16 protein-coding genes are annotated in these 20,344 nt (G+C 43.6%); 3 read left to right on the top strand and 13 right to left on the bottom strand.

All coding sequences use genetic code 11. From position 1 onward, the window contains the following. The 5 genes from ACUNWA_RS12025 to ACUNWA_RS12005 form a co-directional block, all read right to left on the bottom strand. Positions 1-3,245: hypothetical protein (locus ACUNWA_RS12025; protein WP_445592161.1), on the bottom strand; the 3,245-nt coding region annotated here is incomplete at its 3' end. Between the two features lie 259 nt (positions 3,246-3,504). Then, positions 3,505-4,440: a hypothetical protein gene (locus ACUNWA_RS12020; RefSeq protein ID WP_445592160.1), complete on the bottom strand. Its 936-nt coding sequence runs from the start codon at positions 4,438-4,440 to the stop codon at positions 3,505-3,507. Positions 4,441-4,658: 218 nt separating this feature from the next. Further along, on the bottom strand, positions 4,659-5,312 hold the full coding sequence (locus ACUNWA_RS12015; RefSeq protein WP_445592159.1) for a LuxR C-terminal-related transcriptional regulator: 654 nt from the start codon (positions 5,310-5,312) through the stop codon (positions 4,659-4,661). Between the two features lie 216 nt (positions 5,313-5,528). After that, complete coding sequence (locus ACUNWA_RS12010; protein WP_445592158.1) at positions 5,529-6,182, bottom strand: response regulator; 654 nt, start codon at positions 6,180-6,182, stop codon at positions 5,529-5,531. A 127-nt stretch (positions 6,183-6,309) separates the two neighbouring features. Further along, entirely contained in the window at positions 6,310-6,558 is a 249-nt protein-coding gene (locus ACUNWA_RS12005) for a hypothetical protein (RefSeq protein WP_445592157.1), read from the bottom strand. A 536-nt stretch (positions 6,559-7,094) separates the two neighbouring features. Between ACUNWA_RS12005 and ACUNWA_RS12000 the strand changes: the two genes are divergently transcribed. Beyond that, a complete protein-coding gene (locus tag ACUNWA_RS12000) occupies positions 7,095-8,822 on the top strand; it encodes a DEAD/DEAH box helicase (RefSeq protein WP_445592156.1) in 1,728 nt (575 codons plus the stop codon). Positions 8,823-8,847: 25 nt separating this feature from the next. On the opposite strand, the gene thiD is transcribed toward ACUNWA_RS12000, so the two are convergent. From thiD to ACUNWA_RS11960, 8 genes are all read right to left on the bottom strand, one after another. Continuing rightward, positions 8,848-9,705, bottom strand: a complete 858-nt coding sequence (gene thiD / locus ACUNWA_RS11995; protein ID WP_445592155.1) for a bifunctional hydroxymethylpyrimidine kinase/phosphomethylpyrimidine kinase — start codon at positions 9,703-9,705, stop codon at positions 8,848-8,850. 16 nt (positions 9,706-9,721) lie between these two features. Next, positions 9,722-10,723, bottom strand: a complete 1,002-nt coding sequence (thiL, locus tag ACUNWA_RS11990; RefSeq protein ID WP_445592154.1) for a thiamine-phosphate kinase — start codon at positions 10,721-10,723, stop codon at positions 9,722-9,724. A 66-nt stretch (positions 10,724-10,789) separates the two neighbouring features. After that, positions 10,790-11,437: a TenA family protein gene (locus ACUNWA_RS11985; protein WP_445592153.1), complete on the bottom strand. Its 648-nt coding sequence runs from the start codon at positions 11,435-11,437 to the stop codon at positions 10,790-10,792. After that, positions 11,424-12,071, bottom strand: coding sequence for a thiamine phosphate synthase (gene thiE, locus ACUNWA_RS11980; RefSeq protein WP_445592152.1), 648 nt, complete (start codon positions 12,069-12,071; stop codon positions 11,424-11,426). Before thiE ends, ACUNWA_RS11985 begins: the two co-directional genes overlap by 14 nt. A gap of 2 nt (positions 12,072-12,073) precedes the next feature. Beyond that, positions 12,074-12,868 (bottom strand): hydroxyethylthiazole kinase, encoded by a 795-nt coding sequence (thiM, locus tag ACUNWA_RS11975; RefSeq protein WP_445592151.1) that lies wholly within the window; start codon positions 12,866-12,868, stop codon positions 12,074-12,076. Between the two features lie 288 nt (positions 12,869-13,156). Beyond that, a complete protein-coding gene (locus ACUNWA_RS11970) occupies positions 13,157-13,948 on the bottom strand; it encodes a 3-keto-disaccharide hydrolase (protein ID WP_445592150.1) in 792 nt (263 codons plus the stop codon). Positions 13,949-14,025: 77 nt separating this feature from the next. Beyond that, positions 14,026-14,280, bottom strand: coding sequence for a DNA-binding protein (locus ACUNWA_RS11965; RefSeq protein WP_445592149.1), 255 nt, complete (start codon positions 14,278-14,280; stop codon positions 14,026-14,028). A gap of 320 nt (positions 14,281-14,600) precedes the next feature. Beyond that, positions 14,601-17,546, bottom strand: coding sequence for a glycoside hydrolase family 3 N-terminal domain-containing protein (locus tag ACUNWA_RS11960; protein ID WP_445592148.1), 2,946 nt, complete (start codon positions 17,544-17,546; stop codon positions 14,601-14,603). Positions 17,547-17,658: 112 nt separating this feature from the next. On the opposite strand from ACUNWA_RS11960, the gene ACUNWA_RS11955 reads away from it, so the two are divergent. Together ACUNWA_RS11955 and ACUNWA_RS11950 are read left to right on the top strand one after the other, a co-directional pair. Beyond that, positions 17,659-18,813: an exo-beta-N-acetylmuramidase NamZ family protein gene (locus ACUNWA_RS11955; protein ID WP_445592147.1), complete on the top strand. Its 1,155-nt coding sequence runs from the start codon at positions 17,659-17,661 to the stop codon at positions 18,811-18,813. Positions 18,814-18,818: 5 nt separating this feature from the next. Continuing rightward, positions 18,819-20,261, top strand: coding sequence for a sodium:solute symporter (locus ACUNWA_RS11950; protein ID WP_445592146.1), 1,443 nt, complete (start codon positions 18,819-18,821; stop codon positions 20,259-20,261). Positions 20,262-20,344: the final 83 nt, after the last annotated feature.

The following is a 20,344-nucleotide window of genomic DNA, read 5'->3' as shown; positions in this document are numbered from 1 at the left end:
GTATCACTACCCGTTGCCATTCCTGTTGCCGACGGATCGGTTGGATCTGTACATTCTACAGTGGCATCAGCAGGACAAGTAATTGACGGAGGTGTTGTGTCAACTACCGTGATTAGCTGGTCGCATGTTGCAGTGTTACCACAATCATCCGTTGCAGTCCAGGTGCGTGTAATAGTCTCAGTATTACCACAACCAGGTGTAGAAGAATCTGAATAGGTAATCGCTACATCTCCACAGGTATCGCTACCCGTTGCCATTCCTGTTGCCGACGGATCGGTTGGATCTGTACATTCTACAGTGGCATCAGCAGGACAAGTAATTGACGGAGGTGTTGTGTCAACTACCGTGATTAGCTGGTCGCATGTTGCAGTGTTACCACAATCATCCGTTGCAGTCCAGGTGCGTGTAATAGTCTCAGTATTACCACAACCAGGTGTAGAAGAATCTGAATAGGTAATCGCTACATCTCCACAGGTATCGCTACCCGTCGCCATTCCTGTTGCCGACGGATCGGTTGGATCTGTACATTCTACAGTCAAATCTGCAGGACAGCTAATGCTAGGAGGTGTTGTGTCAACTACCGTGATTATCTGAACACAGCTGGCAGTGTTCCCACAATCATCCGTTGCAGTCCAGGTACGTGTAATAGTCTCAGTATTGCCACATCCAGGTGTAGAAGAATCTGAATAGGTAATCGCTACATCTCCACAGGTATCACTACCCGTTGCCATTCCTGTTGCCGACGGATCGGTTGGATCTGTACATTCTACAGTCAAATCTGCAGGACAGCTAATGCTAGGTGGTGTCGTGTCAACTACCGTGATTAGCTGGTCGCATGTTGCAGTGTTACCACAATCATCCGTTGCAGTCCAGGTGCGTGTAATAGTCTCAGTATTACCACAACCAGGTGTAGAAGAATCTGAATAGGTAATCGCTACATCTCCACAGGTATCGCTACCCGTTGCCATTCCTGTTGCCGACGGCTCTGTTGATTCGGTACATTCAACAGTCAAATCTGCAGGGCAGCTAATGCTAGGTGGTGTTGTGTCAACTACCGTGATTAGCTGGTCACATGTTGCAGTGTTACCACAATCATCCGTAGCAGTCCAGGTACGTGTAATAGTCTCAGTATTACCACAACCAGGTGTAGAAGAATCTGAATAGGTAATCGCTACATCTCCACAGGTATCGCTACCCGTTGCCATTCCTGTTGCCGACGGCTCTGTTGATTCGGTACATTCAACAGTCAAATCTGCAGGGCAGCTAATGCTAGGTGGTGTTGTGTCAACTACCGTGATTAGCTGGTCACATGTTGCAGTGTTCCCACAATCATCCGTAGCAGTCCAGGTACGTGTAATAGTCTCAGTATTACCACAACCAGGTGTAGAAGAATCTGAATAGGTAATCGCTACATCTCCACAGGTATCACTACCCGTTGCTATTCCTGTTGCCGACGGTTCTGTTGATTCGGTACATTCTACAGTCAAATCTGCAGGACAGCTAATGCTAGGAGGTGTCGTGTCAACGACTGTAATGATCTGAACACAGGTCGATGTGTTACTACACTCATCAACTGCAGTCCAGGTACGTGTAATAGTTTCAGTATTACCACATCCGGTTACTGAAACATCAGCAAAGGTAATGACGACTGGTCCTCCACAATTGTCAGTTGCTGTTGCCTGGCCTGTTGCTGCAGGAACAGTTGATCCGGTACATTCAACAGTAGCATCGGAAGGACAAGTGATGCTCGGTGGTGTCGTATCGGCAATGACATCAAATGATGCCGTACAAGAATCTACTCTACCGCAACTATCCTGAACAACATATTTATAATCCAGGCTAAATCCATCACATTTGGGATCAGCAGGCAAGGATGGGAATGCTCCTGAAGTGACAACGACAGGTGGATTTCCGCCAGAGAATGAGAATCCATTCTTCCAGTCTGTATAGGCCTGAGTGATTTCCGCATTTGTGGCACATTCCAAAGTTGTATCTCCGGGACAATCCGCAATAGGAGGATCAGAGGTGATATTCAACTGGATTGGTGGTCCAGGGAAATCCACGACATTAGCCTGATCAGACGATCCGGATGTCTTGGTTCTAATATTTACAGTGCTGATAACAAAGCAAGGATTTTCATTCAATTCAAACAGGGCGCTTATATTAAAAGCTCCCTCACACCATTGGTTAACCTGGTAAAAAGGAAGCGTAAGCGTGGTATCTCCATTAGCAGTCCCGTCATAATTAAATTTGTCGAGAGTGACTGATTCAATCTGCCCAAATGCAGGGAAATGCACATAGGTTTTTTCCGTGTTTACAGTTGCCAGAATGGAACCATAAGGATAACCATTGACCGGATCATCCAAGCTCGAGGGGACTTCATGGTAGCTGAAAGTACTATCTCCTTTGTTATCAAGTCCATCATACGTCCAACGAGTAACGATCACATTTGCGTCCGCTCCCCCCTGAGTGAATTCGACTGTTACTCCGTAGTCTCCAATAGTACGTCCTCCATGTGGACCGTTTGAGTGGAAACTACCTGAGTCATTACCGACAGGTATCGAATCCAGCCACATCTTATTCTGCAGAACTTCAATTTCGATAAAGCTACTACCGGTAATTGCCTCGCGGTCGGCAGCAAAGGCGCACCACAGGTCGTTGGGGTCTCCCCATTCACCATCAATCCCTTTCAAACTGGGATCCCCCCAGGAAAATAAAATCCCCGCATTCTGGATCTCATTCTTTTGGAGCACCGGTTTCGCCAACCAGTGGTAGGTATTGGGGTCGCCATTAATCTTTGTACCCGGCTCATAAACCGACGTCTCAAACTCTCCAATTCCATCGCGGAATACAATTACCGTATCTTTATCCACACCGGGTGTATAGGGCATAGGAGCCATGATGGTATCAAGCTGAGGAGGTGTCCTTTGAATGACATCCAAAACACCGGCTCCCGGTCCGGGATAAAGCTCACCCCAGTAGAAAATATCGCCGGATGTGGACCAATCCTGAAAGATCGTATTAATTATCGTATCCGACTTTTGCCAGTTGGCATAAGCGTTTCCATCAATGGCGGTTCCATTGGCGGGAGAAATAACCGGCGCTATTCCCTGGATATTTCCGGTTTGGGCCGTTGAAGTGCTAGGTGTGATCATCAATGTCAGCGCCAATAAAGGGAAAAGAATTCCAAGGCGCCAACATCGGGAGAAGCACGTGACTTTGATAGAAAAGTAGTCCTTCTTCATAAAACAAAATTTAAATCATTTATTTTTGTTGAAGTATCCTTGAGACCAGTACTTTAAGTTTTCTTAGCGATCGCTAAGGCTTTAAAGAATGAAAGGTCTCATGTTAAGCAGTTTCCCCTTCGAAGGGAGCCCACGACAGAGAGTGGCTGTTGAAATGGTCTTTTGTTGAAATTCGAAATAGAAGATAGCGTAAATTGTGGGGCGATTCAATCAGGAATCTTACGGATATTTTGTGTGAGCAGACCTGTGGATTTTGCGACTAATCCTTTGAAAATGGGTTGTATCGCCGAAATACTTTTTGAAGTTTTCGTTTCCTGCTGACTTTTTCCTGCTCTAACTTGACTCCTTTGAGTATGAAACTCACATCAGCAACAACATCATCACCGACCAAGGCTTCGGCGGTAATTAATATAGCGTCATCACTAATCCATTGACTAATGCGTCCTGCAAAGTGGAGGTGTTCTCCGCTAAAAACAAGGCCATGTGCTTTGATATCGGTTCGTGGGCTGATGATCGTATCATAGCCCGGAAGATTATGTTTGAATAACTGGTAGCCCAATTCCCCGAAAAGTCCTCCAATGAGCGCTACCGGAAGCGCCGGGAAATGCCTGAAATGACCTTCGCATTCGTTTTTTAAAATGGTTCCAAATTCCCCTCTGGCTGTATGGCCGTCAATGACAATGTTGGTCAGGTGTCGTCGTTTAATGTATGGACTGACTTTATTTTTGATCGAATTTTCTTTTTTATGTCTTTCATAGACTTTTGAAAATACTTCGCGCTCCAGGATGATGTAATCGACTTTCGCGGTATTGATCAGTTCATTATCTCGTCCGTATATTTCACCGTAAATTTCCCCTTTTCTTTTTTCAAGCTTACTTGGTTTGGCATACAGGCTTAGTTTGTCGAAACGATAAACGTCTGGCATTTCGCGTTTGATATTTGCACGGACTGCCAGGAAATAGTGGCTGTGATTGTGTTTTAAGGCATTGGCCAAGGCTATGGATCCTAAAATGGCAATGTGCCTTCCAAATTCGGCACCGGCAATGGGGCCTGCTTCATCTGGAGGTTGGTATTCATTGAAAACTTTAGCAGTAATTGATCCGTCATCCAAAAGTTTTAAATCCTGAAGAATACAGTAGGGCGGTTCGACCATGATTAATTCATCCAGTTTGATTTCAGGCTGATTCGTTTTCATTTCCATATTTTTAAAAGACATTCCGGAAAAATGTTTCCGTTGAATCCTGTCAACACTTCAGCTGAGTCTCATTCCAAATTTTTGGAGCGCCTGTCGTGGCCTGGAATCTCATCTGCCGGAATTCAAAATACGAAAATGGATCAGGCCGTTCAATCCGGTATTTTACGGATATATTGCGGTGATTGATATTGAAGGTCATGGGTGACCACGCATATAAATTAGTTTAGAATTTGATGATGGAAAGCGTACTTAACCATGTCTACGGTCGACTTCATTTTTAGCTTTGAAAGAATATTTTGTTTGTGGGTTTCAACGGTTCGCGGGCTGATGCATAGTTTATTCCCAATTTCCTTGTAGGTGAGCCCTCTGCAAAATAGTTTTAACACTGAAATTTCCCGGTCACTCAAGCTTTGGTCCGGTTGTTTCGAAGTTTTGCCCCTTCGGTTTCGTTTAAGAGATTCCTTAAAAAAAGTCCGAACCTGATCACGGAAATGGTCACGACCCGAGCAGACCTCCTTAATGGCCTGGATCAGTTCTGCTGAAGTATCGTCTTTGAAAATAAAACCTTTCACTCCCAGTTGAAAATAGGAGTCAAAGCAATCAGCATACTCTTCGCCAACAATCAACAGAATCGGAATGTGGGGAAATTTCCGTGCAATTTTTCGTAATGGCTTTAAGCCGGCATTAATACAATGAAGAATATCGAATACGATGGCGTTCGGATTTGTTTTCAGTACCAGTTGAAGGAGGTGGTCAATATTTGAGGCTTCGCCTGCTACTCTAATTGAGTTTGAAGCATTCAGAATGGTTTTTATTCCAGAAGAGAAAAGCGGATAGCTTTCAAAGATGACAACATTACATTTCGATTCCATTTTGCCGTAACTTAAAGTCTATAAATTTCAAATTGAAAAGCAATGGATGACAAACGGCTTGTTAGGCGAGTAGCTTGTTTGAATGGTTTTTTGAATTAGACAGCAAAGTTACTGTAAAATAGTAGTCTGAGTCAATCGGCGAAATCACCAATTTTATCCGTAAAATCACGGATTAGGAATTTTCGGTTCGTCTGCTTCGTCAAATGTGACAAACGATCAGTCGAGTTGAATCAGCTGATGTTTAATGGCGTACTTAATCAGGTCGGTTGTAGAATTCAATTTCAATTTCGACAAAATGTTGTTCTTATGAGATTCAACAGTGCGGGGACTAATATGGAGTATTTCTCCAATCGTTTTGTATGAATTCCCATCGGCAATCAATTTAAGTACCTCGAGTTCCCGGTCGCTGATTTCAATAAAGTGATGAACTTCGGGGAGGACCAGCTGCGCGTGTTGAATAACCTGGGATACCATGGCGGATTCCGGAATTTCGAAATAGCGTTCGCCTGCCACGATGGTCTCTATGGCCAAAATCAATTCTTCGGGCGTGTTGTTTTTCCAGATCAGCCCGCGCGCACCGTTGATGACACATTGTAAAATGGCGTATTCAATGGTGTTTACGGTAATAATAAGCAGTGGGATGTTGGGATATTCGCGGTTGAGTTTTTTCGAAATAGCAATGACAGACTTCTGCGGAAGCATTAAATCCATCACGATAATATCAGGTTCTGTTTGTTTGAGAATTTCAAACAGATCGTTTGCATTTAAAGCTTCGCCAACTACTTTAAAATCTTCATGATTCTCTAATAATAATTTGAGTCCCTGCCTGAAAATATTGTAGTCATCGACAATTAATATTTTCGTTTTCACCTACTCAAGTTAGGCATTTTTTTGATGCAAGTCAATCCGTGTGATTTGAGCAAACGTTGGAGCGGAAGAATGCAAAACTCAGGCAGCTCAGTTCAGGTCGACATGTTTTCCTGAAAAGCATCTAAGTTCATTTTTTGCATTTGATCGGAAAGTAAAGACGTCCAATTAGTTGTCCTGCAAAAAAAGCCCCAATCAAAATCGGATAGGTGTAGAAAGCAAAGCCAATGTCGCTGTAAATCCGAAGTAAAACTACGAAGGGAACCGGAATGTGAATGTAAAGCCACCACATGAAGCTAAACTTCTTGTGTTTTGAGCGCAGGTATCCAAAGGGGATATTCAGTACAAATACAGCGAGTGCCACTAATACTATCGTCATTTCTAAATCTTTGTCTCAAAACTAAGGATATAATACTAATTCCAAAGCATCGGCTCCTTTGATTTTTCAAAAGACCTGTTTCGAACTTGTGGCAATGACACCTTAATATGGGGGCGTTGGCTAATTAATACTTGGGCTTAAGAAGTGCCTTTATTTCGTGGAGTGCGATATCGATTATGCTGCTTATTCATGATTCCGGAATCGCCTGTTCTCATCTGTTTTTTTAGATTATTGATACTTCCCATCAATAAATGAATAAAAGTTTCTTAGGGAAAATGTATCTGTTATCATTTTTTAGATAAAAATCTGAGTGACTATATTCGCTTTAGGACAGGGTTTTAGGTGTTCTTGGTCAGTGTTGGCTTAACACGAAATTTACATGGAAAAGCCTTCGGTGTCAGGTGTGAAAAATTAGTCTATCTTTGCAGCTCAATTTTTGGCATCGATGGCATAGGGGTGTATTGAAAAGTAATTTTTATTGTCATCAGTGCTTATTGGGTTCGAAGAGCGTGTTGCTTTTCGGTTAAATAAATACAATGATGACATTTGAACAGACGGGTCTTAAGCCCGAACTGCTCAGCGCCATTTCAGAAATGGGCTTTGAGCAACCGACTCCGATTCAGGAGAAAACAATTCCACATCTTATCAACAACAAAAACGACTTGATTGCCTTGGCGCAAACAGGTACTGGAAAAACAGCAGCCTTTGGTTTGCCCGTTCTTCATAATTGTGATGTGACTAAAAAAGATATCCAAGCCTTGATTTTGTGTCCAACCCGTGAGCTGTGTCTGCAGATCAGCCGCGATTTGGAAGCATTTTCCAAGAATCTGCGTGGATTCAAAAATATTGCCGTTTATGGTGGTGCCGATATTGGTAAGCAAATTCGTGAGTTGCGCAATGGCGGACAGGTGGTTGTAGGAACCCCCGGACGTGTGCAAGACTTAATTCGACGTAAGGTGTTAAATGTTAGCCAGATTCGTTGGATGGTATTGGATGAAGCTGATGAAATGCTGAACATGGGTTTCAAAGAGGAATTGGATGCGATTTTAGCTGAAACGCCAGCTGTTAAGCAAACTTTGCTCTTCTCGGCAACCATGCCTCGCGAGATCTCCAATATGACTAAAAAATATTTGCATTCGCCTGAAGAAATTTCAGTAGGACGTAAAAATGAAGGAGCAGCTAATGTGGAGCATCATTATTATGTGGTGCAAGCTAAAGATAAATATGCCACACTGAAACGAGTGGCTGATAATTACCCTAATTGCTATGCGATTGTGTTCTGTCGCACCCGCATGGAAACACGCGATGTGGCAGAAAAACTGATGGTTGATGGATACAATGCTGACGCTTTGCATGGCGACTTGTCGCAGGCGCAGCGTGATTATGTCATGAACCGTTTCCGTACCGGACAATTGCAAATGTTGGTGGCAACTGATGTTGCAGCACGTGGATTGGATGTAAATAGCCTGAGCCATGTGATCAACTATAGTTTGCCAGATGATCCCGAAGCATATATTCACCGTAGTGGACGTACCGGACGGGCAGGGAAAAGTGGTATTTCTGTTTCCATTTTACACATGCGTGAGACAGGAAAACTGAGACACATTGAGAAGCTTTCGAATAAACGTTTTGATCGCAAAGATGTACCTGGTGGAGAAGAAATTTGCGAGGTTCAGTTGATGCACCTGGCCGATAAAGTTTCACAGGTTGAAGTTAATGACTCGAAAATTGATCCTTATATGCCTGCGATTATGGCAAAATTTGAAGGATTGAGCACTGAAGAGGTTCTGAAGCGTTTTGTATCAGCAGAGTTTAACCGATTCCTGGCCTATTATAAAAATGCTCCTGATTTGAATGTTCGCGGACAGGAGCGTAAATCCGTGGATAAGCGCGGTGGACGTGGAAGTGATCGCAGAAATGATTATAATGATAATGGGATGAATTTTAGCCGCTTGTTTATCAATGCCGGTAAAAAACAAAACCTGAATGCTTCACGTCTGTTAGGCTTGATTAATGAGCATTCGAAAAGGAAGAATGTTGAAATTGGTAAAATTGATATTCAACGTAAATTCTCCTTTTTTGAAATCGACAGCCGCTTTGAGAAAGAATTGATTCAATCGATGAATGAGTCGTCGCTTGATGGTCACTCATTAGAAGTGGACCGCGTAAGCGGTGAGGAGCGCGTATCGGTTCCTAAAATTAAGAAGAAAAAGAAAAGTGCAATGGATCAGCCGCGTGCTAAGCGTAAGCGGACAAAGAAATAAATCAAAAAGCGGAGTGAATGAATTTTCACTCCGCTTTTTTTTGCCTTTGGGCATGGTGTTGAACCAGTTGTGGTTCTTCTTTCCAGAGGTTATGGAAATGATGGACCGGGCCATTGCCTTTTCCGATTTGGTAGGCAGCTCCTTTTTCAATGGCTTGATTAATGTACTGTTTGGCGTGCCTTACAGCCTCGTTGAGCGATTCTTGCCTGGCTAAAAAGGCAGCCAACGCCGAAGAAAAGGTGCAGCCTGTTCCGTGAGTGTTTCGGGTGTTAATTCGTTTTGAAGAAAGCTCCAGGAACTCATCGGTTTCAGCGTTGTAAAACACGTCGATAAGCTCATCATCGGTTAAGTGCCCTGCTTTGAGTAAAACGGAGACGGTTTGCTTGCAGGATAACGCCATGGCAACTTTTTTCAGATCAGCCTGCTGTTTGATTTTTAAGCCAGATAAAATTTCCGCTTCCGGAATATTAGGGGTGATTACCCGCACCATTGGAATCAACTCTTGTTGGAGTGTTGCAATGGCTTCGTCTTGCAATAGTTTATCGCCGGAGGTGGCTACCATAACCGGATCCAGAATAATGTTGTTGATTTGGTGTGGCAGTACAGAATCTTTGACTGCACGAATAAGCTCCGAAGAATGCAACATCCCAATTTTGATGGCATCAGTTCCAATATCTTCCAAAACTGATTTGATCTGTCCTTTCACAAAGTCGATCGGAACGGGATGTACGCCATAAACACCTACGGTGTTTTCATCAACAATGGCAGTGATGGCAGTTGTGGCAAAACAGCCGCAGGCCGAAATTGCTTTTAGGTCGGCCTGAATGCCGGCACCTCCACTAGGGTCACTTCCGGCTATGCTTAAAACTCGTTTATAGTTCATTATTACGATTTAGAGATTATTGAAAATGATTAAAACCGGTTTTTCCGAATTGAACTTCTAATCCTTCTTTGAACCACTGAATCTCCGGTTCTCCTTTTTCAATGACACCGATTGGAAAAACGGTTTGCCCAAACTGTTCTTGAAACAGAGCTTGTAATAACGCAAGCTGGTTGGCTTCTAAGGTGAATAGCAATTCGTAGTCTTCACCACCACCAACAGCGAATTCTTCTGGCTGCCAGTTTTGCTGCTGACTAACCCGCTTTAGTTGGTCCGAGATCGGCAGCTTGTGCAAATCAATTCTGGCCCTTTTCCCGGAAGCCTTCAGGATATGTTTTAGGTCGGAGGCAATCCCGTCCGAAATGTCCATCATACTATGAACCCCGTTAAGGTTGACTAACGCTTGTCCTGGTTCAATCCTGGGCTCTGGCTGGTGATGTTTTTTCAAAAGGTAATCGGTATCCTCGTTTGATTCGAGTTGGTTGAGCAGAATTTGTAGACCACCTGCCGAATCTCCCAATGAGCCGGTAACACATACCACATCACCTGCTTGTGCGCCAGAACGTAACTTGGCCTGTCCTTTGGGACATTTCCCAATGGCACAAACGTTAATGGCCAGATGTTTTGCGGATTTGGTGGTATCGCCTCCTAATAGCGGAGTTTGGTAACGATCAGAAATGGCGTGATAGCCTTTCATTAGTTCATCCAGATATTCAACATCTACTCCGGGAGGAATGGCGATGGACATAAAAGTGCCAATTGGCGTTGCTCCCATAGCAGCTAAATCACTCAGGTTAACAGCAACCGATTTGTAGCCCAGTTGCCAAGGCGTGATTTTCTTGCGCAAAAAGTGAATATCCTCAATGAGCATATCGGTGGTTACTAACAAATCTTCGGTGTCATTCATTGGTAGAATGGCGCAATCATCACCAATGCCAAAGACATTTTTGGTGAGTAGCGATTTAAACTCGGGCGAAAAACGTTCGATAAAACCGAATTCTCCAATTTCTTTTAATTCCATGATTTTCTCTTTATTCTTCCAGTTTTAATGCTTTGAGAAATGGTTGATTTAACAGTTATTCTTCAACTAGACGAGCCATTGCTCTTGCTGCCAGGCACTGTGCCAAAACATCCATTCCATCTTAAAGGATAGCTTAAAAGCTCTGGTCATTTCCTGGCGCTTTGCTGGTGTTGCGTTTTGTGCAGCTTCATCGCAAATGGCGATTGCCTTTTTTACGGCAAGGGCAAACTCTTCTCCGCCGTAGGTATTGATCCATTCCTGGTAAGGATTTGCCCCTTTTGTTTGGTTAGCCAGGATATAATCGCCCACTTCTTTGTAAACCCAGAAGCAAGGCAATACGGCGGCCAAGGCATTTTCAACCGATCCGCTTGCCAATTGCTGGTGCATATGTCCGGTGTAGAGCGTACACGTAGGAGAAGGAGTGACATCTCCGCTTGCTCCTTTCAGGTACGATTCGTGCAAGGCTTGTTCTACGGTGACGGTATCTGAAGAGAATGAAAGAAAATCCTCGCGCCATTCTTTATTGTCAAGTTTTGCTGCAATGCCCGCTAAAATTTTTCCATACTCAGCAAGGTAAAAAGCATCCTGCTGCAAGTAAAAGAAGAACTTTCCCTTTGGAAGTGTTCCTTTCATGAGTTCGTTCAAAAAAGGTAACTTTAATATTTGGCCATATACTGGGCTACAAGTTTCCCAGGCTTCATTACTCCACTTCATAGCTTTGTTTTTTAGTAATCAATTTTTTTAATGATGCCGCGGCTTCCATGGGGCTATCCGCTGATGAGATGGCCGATACAACTGCTACTCCGTCAGCTCCATTGGAAATGATCTCTGCGGTATTTTTAAGATTTATTCCGCCAATAGCTACAGCAGGATGTTTGGATAATGCACAGCTGGCTTTTACGCCTTCGAGCCCAAATGGTGTGAACGTATCCGTTTTGGTAGGGGTGGCAAACACGGGTGAAATTCCGATGTAGTCAACATCCAGCGCATTGGCTTCTTCAACCTGTTGAATGGTTTCTACCGATAGGCCAAGGATTTTATTTTTCCCCAGAAATTGCCGGGCAATCTCGCAAGGCAAATCGCTTTGTCCAATGTGCAATCCATCTGCATCAACAGCCAAGGCAATATCTAACCGATCGTTAATGATGAGCGGAATATTCAGCGGTTTTAGTAGCCTTTTCAATCGAATTCCCAGTTCATAAAAGTGACGAGATGAACAGTTTTTTTCACGAAGCTGAACCATGGTAACTCCACCTTTCGCTGCTTCGGCAACAATGTATTCCAGTGGCCTTCCTTTCGACAAATCACGGTCGGTTACCAGGTAGAGGCTTAAATCAAAAGGAATCATATTTAATTGATAAGGGTATTGGTAATTTCTTCTTCGGAAAGCTGGTACAGCGTGTCAATGAAGACAGTTTGTAGACTTCCCGGACCGGTGACTTTGGCTGCTGATAATTCACCGGTAATTCCCATCACAGCCATAGCGTGCGCTGCAGCCTGAAGCGCATTTTTGTTGATTGATGCAAAGGCCCCAGTGATAGCTGATGCTGTACAGCCCATTCCGGTTACTTTGGGCATGAGCGTGCTGCCATTCTTAATTGAAATAATTTTTTCTCCATTGGTGATGAAATCTTCCACTCCGCTAATGACCACCACTGCTCCGGTTTGATTGGCTAAACGCTTGGCTGTTTTTAAAGCTGAATTGGCAGTCATGGTGCTATCGACTCCTTTGGTGGCTATATTCTCTTTAGCCAAAGCCATAATTTCCGAGGCATTTCCACGGATAATGGTTGGTTGGCATGTAGCAATAATCTGAGTTGCGACTTGATTCCGGTAGGGGGTTGCGCCCACGCCAACAGGGTCGAAAATAACTGGGATTCCTTTTTGCTTGGCAGCAGCTCCGGCCTGAAGCATGCCGTCAACCCATTGTGGGTTTAAGGTTCCCATGTTGATGACTAATGAAGAAGCAATTCCTACCATATCGGCGACTTCCTCAATGGCATGTGCCATCACTGGGGAGGCGCCAACTGCAAGTAAGGCATTGGCGGTATTATTCATAACCACAAAATTGGTGATGTTATGCACCAAAGGGACGTTTTTTCTTAAAGCTGTTAAATCAGCATAAATTGATTTTGAATTGATCATGACGTTTGTTTTTGGGAACGAACGAATCTTGCCGCTAAACGAGTTTATAAAACAAAAGCCGCTCCGCAGAAATGCGAAACGGCTTGTATTTAGCGTTCAATTAATCGTCAATTGAAATACAATCCTCGTTTCCCTCCGCTGTTATTATACATTTCAGGTTCCGGGGTATAATCTCAGCCCACCTATTGGCAGACACCCCCAACGAGATGCAGTAAAAGTATCAATTATTATTTAAGAACGAAAGAATGTTCTTGTTGAACTGCATTATGGAATGCGGTTTTCTCTGGGTTAAAGATTTTCAGGAAAAGATTTAATAGATCTGATTTCAGCTTTACGGATAAATAGTTCGCCTCCTTCAGACTGGATCTGAATTTTTCCTTTGCTCAGTGGCTGTGTCTGCCCATTGACTAGCAATCCTGTATTTTGGCACTCCATTACTTTCACGCCATTCACCACATGAATTGATTTTTGACCAATACAGTAAAGATCAATAACATTCCATTCGTCAACAGCTTTTTCGTTGTCCGAACTTTTTCGGGCAATTTTGCCGCCCTTTTGGTCATTCCCAAACGGAAGTAGATCTCCTTTAGTCGTATAAACCAGTTTGTCACCGTCCTTTTTAACGGGGATGTCTGCGTACGGATCGCCCATCATATAGGCATCGCCAATGTTGCCGTGCATCAGTTGTAACTCAATGGAGCTCATCCAGGTGTCGAGTCCGGCACCAAAGTTGCCCACGCTATGGTAGAGCAAGCCACTGTTTCGAGTGGTGTATACCTTGTCGCCCCATTTAAATTCCATGCGGAAATGGTAGTTCTTATAGGCTTTCTTGGTGGCGATCGATGCATTTACATCGCCGGAGATGCGCAATAGGTTCTCTCCATCTTGTTTTACTACTGAATAGGTTTTTTCAGGTGTGGCTTGTTCTTTCAGCTCTTTAAATCCGGTTAGAGCGGTGCCAATAAAAATATCCCAGTTTGACAGATTTTTTCCGTTAAACACTGGCTTCATTTTTTGAGCGTGGGATGGAAGGCCGATGAATAAGGCCAATGTAATAATCAGAGGAAGGTTTTTGGTCATAATTTTTGGTTTATTGGGTAAAAAAAAGCTGCCTTGTTTTACTAAGGCAGCCTCAAAAATAATATTTTAAATGTGTTTTAATGAACTTGCTCTGCAATAAGTTGTTGAGCGCGTTCTAAAATTTTAATATCATCAATTAATACAACTCCCCCATTGGGGCCTGGTTCGATATGAAGCCCTACTGATTTTCCACGGTCATAATTTGCGCCTCCAAAATAATTCCTGACGGTTTCCACTTCGATTTCAAACTCCCGTGCAATTTGGCGAACTGAACCGTCAGGTAAACTGTCTTTAATTTTACGCAATTCGTTAAAAGTGATTTTTTTCTCCATGGCAGTAAAATTTTATAGGTTATTAAATAGATTCATTTAAAACTCCCTTAAAGTTAAAATTAATAATCTAATAATATAGGTTTACGGATTAAGTTGAATGTGCGTTTGAAATCTTTTCTCAGATTTCAATAAAAGTTAAACTTTTTTATCGAATGGAAAGCTTCTGCTGGAGCGCATTTTGAGAGTTTGTAGTTGATGTTTAGGGTGTTGGGTGTTAAAGAACATTTTAACATTTTTTAGCAATTGAAGAAAGTTTTTCAGTTGCTAACCTTAGCTTTTTTCGTGTTGGTTTGGGGCGTAACATGCTTTTGAATAATCGGTTACTTCAGGCTGTCGTAAATCGCTTGGTGTAAGGCCGGACGAATATTCAAATCGAATAATTTCGAATTGGCCCGTGTGGGATAAACGCGGTTGGAAAAGAAGATAAACAAAAGCTTGGTTTTAGGATCGGCCCAGGCGAAGGTTCCCGTAAAGCCGCTGTGCCCGAAGCTTTCGGGGCTGGCATCAACTGCAGGATAGGCATCCTTTAGCTTCTTTTTATGGTTGTCAATATAGGGCTTGTCGAAGCCCAATCCACGCCTGTTCTCATTATCCGGGAATTGGATCCGCGTAAACTCGCGAACACTGGACGAGTCCAGAAGTTGTTGCCCCGCAAACCGGCCGTATTGTAGGTACATTTGCATGATTTTCGCTGCGTCAGTTGCCGTTCCAAACAGACCGGCATTGCCCGAAACGCCTCCCATCATCGAAGCGCCTTCGTCGTGCACAAATCCCTGCAGCAGTTCCTTGCGGAAGAAATCGTCTTGCTCGGTGGGGACAATCTGCTCCTTGGGGAAATGCTTATAAGCATTGTAGGTGACTGAATTTGCTCCGAGTGGTGCATAGAACTGGCTGCGGATGTAGTCCTCATAGTTCGATCCTGTCAGATCTTCAATTACACGAGGGAACAGGTAGAAAGCCAGTCCCGAATAGGTGTATTTCTTACGGGGAAGTAACTCCGAATCCCGAATCTCGCTGTATATCTCATCAATGTAATGTTTATTCATATAAAGCCTGGACGCTACTCGCAGGTTAAAAGCAGCAGTCGGATGATCCTTGAAAATCGATGACTTTAATTTCCCGTTATTTCGCAAGGTATTCTCGTAATAGGGAAGCCATGATTTCAGACGCGCCTGATGAGCCAGGATTTCACGACTTGTTAGATGCTCTTTGTTCGTATTTCGGAAATCAGGCCAATAGAAGGAGAAAGGCATATCAAGATTGATTTTTTTTTCTCCGTGAAGTTTGATCAGTGCGGGTAGGGGGCCAGTAATTTTGGTCAGTGAGGCCCAGTCGTAGATATCTGTTTTTTGAACCGCTCTTTTATGGTTATAGGTGAAGTAGCCATAACACTCATGAAAGACGATTTTTCCCTCTTTGGCGATGAGGATCTGGCAACCTGGATAGGCTTTTTCTTTGAGGCCAAGATTGACAATGCTGTCTATTTTTGATTTTAGAAAAGAGGAGGACATACCCACCTCTTCGGGGATAGAGTATTTAAAGCGGTCATTTTTTTTTAGTGTGGTTCCCTGATCCCTTAAAAATGTTTCGTTGACATTCACCGGAAGTTTACCGCTTACGTTCAGTGCTCCAAAAATAGCTTGAGCCGCCAATTCCTGAGTGATCCGGTTTTCCTGATAAGTTACCAATATTCCCTCTGCTTTTGTGGCTTTGCTGAGGTAGTTTAAGGCATATGGATTTCCAAATAATACTACGATCTGCGGTCTTTGAGACAGGGCTTCAAGTACATCGTTAATTACAGGTGTTAAGCCATAATTTCCAGAGACACTCAAGCGCATGTCATGAATTCCAGTGATAATTAAGTTGTAACCGTTCAGGTTCGACTTGAGTTTCTTAACATCTTCAGCGGTCGCATTCTTAGGGAGGTTGAAAAAGTCAATCTTCATGTAGTTAGCCAGCATGCGCTGAAAGTGCGTTTCCTTATCGGTTCCAATGGAGAAGGCTGCTATCTCCAGGGTATCCAGTCGCTGTAAGGGAAGCAGTTGCCCTTCGTTTTTCAGCAGGGTCAGCGATTGTTCATGCAGGAGCCGTTTCGTTAGCTGGTATTCCGGCTTCTTGTAGTCGACTTCCAGATTGGCAGGCTGGGCTGGTTGGTAATGATCCAGTTGTAACCATTTTTTTAGCGCCAGCACCTTACGACATTTTTGCTCGATGGCTTCTTCGGTTAAACGGCCTTCTGCTACCGCTTGTTTTACGGCCTCAATTCGTGCAGGTAAGTTGGGCACAATCTCAAGCAGGTCGTTACCTGCCAGCAGCGCCCGCACGGTGGCTTCACCATCCGAAAACTGCTTGCTGACTCCATGCATGTTCATGGCATCGGTAATTACCAGCCCTTTAAAGCCCAGATCGTCAATGAGCTTATTTTGCGTGACATTTTTCGATAGCGAAGCGGGAATTCCGGACTCGGGATCATAAGCTTCTACATGCAGGTGAGCGGTCATGATGCCGCCAATTCCTTTTTGGATTAATTGCTTGAAAGGATATAGTTCTACTTGTTTCAGCCGGTCGAAATCGTGTTTGATAACGGGCATTCCCAGATGAGAATCGGTTTGTGTATCTCCGTGTCCCGGGAAGTGTTTGGCAATGGCCAGCACGCCGGCGTCCTGCATTCCTTTAGCGTAGAGCCAGGTTTTGTGCGCTACTTTTTCCGGGTCTTCACCAAACGATCGGTAGTTGATGACCGGGTTGGCTGGGTTACTATTAACATCGGCAACCGGCGCATAATTTACATGCACGCCAATGCGTTTCATTTGGCACCCGATTTCATAGCCCATCTGGTAAATCAGGCTGTCTTGTTGAATGGCTCCCAAGGCCATCTGAACCGGATATTTAGGTGCTCCGGTCAACCGGAAACCTGGTCCCCATTCGCCATCCATGGTTACCAGCAACGGAATCTTACTGTGCTCCTGCAGTTGATTGGTAATCTTGAGTTGATTGGCGGGCGTTCCCTGCATGAAAATTAGTCCACCGATATGGTATTTTGAAATCTTCTCATAAAGCGGACTTTGATCCGAAAGCTCTTCTTTGGAATAAACCTGAGCAATAAACAACTGGCCAATTTTTTCATTCAGGTTCATCTCTTGAATGGTGGAATTGACCCAGGGATCTTGCAGGTAGTTTAAAAAATCGGGATTATTTTGAGAATAACTTCCCAGGGCACAAGAGCCCAATAGCATCGTGATGAGAAGCCGGTTTAGGATTTGCATATTGACAATTTTTAAGAGAGGCAAAATTAGCAAAGATTGATGAATGCCGAAATGCCCATTTGCTATATCTGATGTTTTCTTAACTTCGTGATGAATAGAACGATTATTTATTATGCGTATTGTTTGGATTTTTTTATTCCTGATTGGCTTGCAGGTGTCAGCCCAGGAAATTCAGCCCGGAGCGGAGCGTACGGACTTGTATCTATCTCAATTGGAAGGAAAGACTATTGGCTTGGTCTGTAACCACACGTCAACAGTCGGCAACGTTCATTTGCTCGATTTTTTATTGGCCAAAGAGCTTGATGTTAAGCGGGTATTTAGTCCTGAACACGGATTTCGCGGTAATGCCGACGCCGGTGAAGTGGTGACCGATCAGCGCGACCCGAAAACCGGGATTGAAGTGGTTTCGCTTTATGGTAAAAATAGGAAACCAGAGGCGGATCAGTTAAGCGATCTTGATGTTCTTATTTTTGACATTCAGGATGTGGGGGTTCGGTTTTACACCTATATCAGCACCATGCATTACGCCATGGAAGCCTGCGCGGAAAACGACAAGCCCATCGTCATTTTTGACCGCCCGAATCCGAATGGCGATTATCTTGCCGGTCCTGTTTTAAAGCCTGAGTTTCGGTCTTTCGTTGGAATGCATCCGATTCCGGTTGTGCATGGATCCACGGTTGGCGAATTGGCTCGAATGATAAATGGTGAAGGCTGGTTGGAGAATGAAATTCAATGCGATTTAACGGTGATTCCGGTGGCTAATTACACGCATACGACTTCGTATTCATTGCCGGTAAAGCCGTCTCCTAATTTGCCCAATGATCAATCGATTCGCCTGTATCCTTCGCTATGCTTTTTTGAAGCCACTAGCGCTAGTATTGGGCGCGGAACCTATTTCCCCTTTCAGGTTATCGGCTATCCTAACGAGCGTATGGGCGATTTTCAATTTACCCCTGAAAGTATTGAAGGAATGTCAAAAAATCCGAAGCAATTGGGTAAAGTATGTTATGGTCTTGATCTTCGGAATGCGTCAAGTGATGAAGCGTTTACCTTAACCTATTTTCTGAATTTTTACCAGCAGTTTGATGATGAATCGGAGTTTTTGACCCGGGAGCGTTGGTTTAATCTGTTGGCCGGAACAGATGAGCTGTTGAAAGAAATTCGGGCAGGGAAAAAGCTGGAAACGATTGAGGCAGGATGGCAAGAGGAGTTGGATCAGTATCAGTCTGTCCGAGAAAAATATTTGTTATATCCCGACTTTAATTAATTGGTATGGATTCACTTTTGGCACTGGGAATTGTTCTGGGGTATTTTGTTTTGCTGATGCTTGTTTCGTGGGCTACTTCCCGACATGCTGATGAGTTTACATTCTTCAATGCCAATCAGTCTTCTCCTTGGTATTTGGTCGCCTACGGAATGCTTGGTGCGACCCTTTCGGGCGTTACTTTTATTTCGGTTCCTGCTGAAGTGGGCAACTCCGCTTTTTCGTATTTGCAGTTTGTTTTCGGAAATTTTGTCGGTTACTGGCTGGTGGCTTTTCTGTTGTTGCCCTTTTATTACCGCTTGAAATTGATCTCTATCTATTCTTTTTTGGAAGAGCGGATGGGAACATTTAGCCATCAAACGGCTTCTTTCTTTTTCCTGATTTCGAAACTGATTGGCGCAGCCTTTCGTTTGTATTTGGTGGCTGTGGTTTTGCAATATGCTTTTTTCAGTGCTTTCGGAATTCCATTTTGGGCTAACGTGTGTATCACTGTTTTTCTTATTTGGGTTTATACCTACCGCGCGGGAATTAAAACCATTGTGTGGACCGACACTTTGCAGACCACCTTTTTGCTTGCGGCGGTGTTGTTAACGATTTTTACGATTAGTCAATTGGATGTTCAGGGTGGGCGTGAGCGAATTTTTAATCGGGTTTACAGTAGCGATTTGTCGCAGATATTCTTTTGGGACTGGCGCTCGCCGAATTATTTTTGGAAACAATTTGTGGCCGGTATTTTCATGACCTTGGCGATCAATGGCATGGATCAGGATCTGATGCAAAAAAATCTGACTTGTAAGTCGAAGCGGGAAGCGCAAAAAAACATGCTTGTTTTCAGCGTTCTTTTTGTCTTTATCGTGGTGCTTTTTATGAGCCTTGGCAGCATGTTGTATCAGTTTGCTGCACACGCTGGAATTGATGTTTCGAATGCCGGTGATGATTTGTATCCCCTGTTGGCTTTAAATCATTTGGGAGGTGCAGTGGCTATCGCATTTTTATTAGGTATTACAGCGGCTTCGTTCTCCAGTGCTGATTCGGCGCTGACCTCCATGACAACCGCTTTCTCAATTGATTTTCTTCAGATGGATCAGTTGAAAAACAGTGCCAAAATGAGGTATCGCAAATGGATTCATTTGAGCTTCTCGGGTTTGCTGGTTCTACTCATTCTTATTTTTCATATTATCAACGACGAGAACGTTGTTATTGCCCTTTTTAAAGCCGCGAGTTACACTTACGGCCCCATCTTGGGCTTATTTGTTTTTGCCATTTTATTCCGAAGAAAAGTGCGCGATCGATGGGTTCCAGTTATTGCTTTAGGGGCTCCGGTGTTTACATTTATAGTAGCACGGTTTTCGAAACAATTATTTAATGGATATGAGTTTGGTTTTGAGTTGCTGATTTTGAATGGTTTAGTCATGACTTTGGGGCTGATTTTTATTTCAGAGAAGAAATGAACGGGCAGATTGTTAAAAATGTTAAAAATTGTAAAAATCATTTCGTACTTTTGAAATACTATTAGGGTTCTTTTTGGCGTTTA

Source organism: Sunxiuqinia sp. sy24, assembly GCF_052677165.1.
This window is presented reverse-complemented; position numbering and strand designations above follow the sequence as displayed.

What these genes read in the sequence shown, in the direction of transcription:
- ACUNWA_RS12020 (WP_445592160.1), bottom strand. Translation starts at nt 4,440, where the DNA reads ATGAAAACGAATCAGCCTGAAATCAAACTGGATGAATTAATCATGGTC.
- ACUNWA_RS12015 (WP_445592159.1), bottom strand. Translation starts at nt 5,312, where the DNA reads ATGGAATCGAAATGTAATGTTGTCATCTTTGAAAGCTATCCGCTTTTC.
- ACUNWA_RS12005 (WP_445592157.1), bottom strand. Translation starts at nt 6,558, where the DNA reads ATGACGATAGTATTAGTGGCACTCGCTGTATTTGTACTGAATATCCCC.
- ACUNWA_RS12000 (WP_445592156.1), top strand. Translation starts at nt 7,095, where the DNA reads ATGATGACATTTGAACAGACGGGTCTTAAGCCCGAACTGCTCAGCGCC.
- thiD (WP_445592155.1), bottom strand. Translation starts at nt 9,705, where the DNA reads ATGAACTATAAACGAGTTTTAAGCATAGCCGGAAGTGACCCTAGTGGA.
- thiL (WP_445592154.1), bottom strand. Translation starts at nt 10,723, where the DNA reads ATGGAATTAAAAGAAATTGGAGAATTCGGTTTTATCGAACGTTTTTCG.
- ACUNWA_RS11985 (WP_445592153.1), bottom strand. Translation starts at nt 11,437, where the DNA reads ATGAAGTGGAGTAATGAAGCCTGGGAAACTTGTAGCCCAGTATATGGC.
- thiE (WP_445592152.1), bottom strand. Translation starts at nt 12,071, where the DNA reads ATGATTCCTTTTGATTTAAGCCTCTACCTGGTAACCGACCGTGATTTG.
- thiM (WP_445592151.1), bottom strand. Translation starts at nt 12,868, where the DNA reads ATGATCAATTCAAAATCAATTTATGCTGATTTAACAGCTTTAAGAAAA.
- ACUNWA_RS11970 (WP_445592150.1), bottom strand. Translation starts at nt 13,948, where the DNA reads ATGACCAAAAACCTTCCTCTGATTATTACATTGGCCTTATTCATCGGC.
- ACUNWA_RS11965 (WP_445592149.1), bottom strand. Translation starts at nt 14,280, where the DNA reads ATGGAGAAAAAAATCACTTTTAACGAATTGCGTAAAATTAAAGACAGT.
- ACUNWA_RS11960 (WP_445592148.1), bottom strand. Translation starts at nt 17,546, where the DNA reads ATGCAAATCCTAAACCGGCTTCTCATCACGATGCTATTGGGCTCTTGT.
- ACUNWA_RS11955 (WP_445592147.1), top strand. Translation starts at nt 17,659, where the DNA reads ATGCGTATTGTTTGGATTTTTTTATTCCTGATTGGCTTGCAGGTGTCA.
- ACUNWA_RS11950 (WP_445592146.1), top strand. Translation starts at nt 18,819, where the DNA reads ATGGATTCACTTTTGGCACTGGGAATTGTTCTGGGGTATTTTGTTTTG.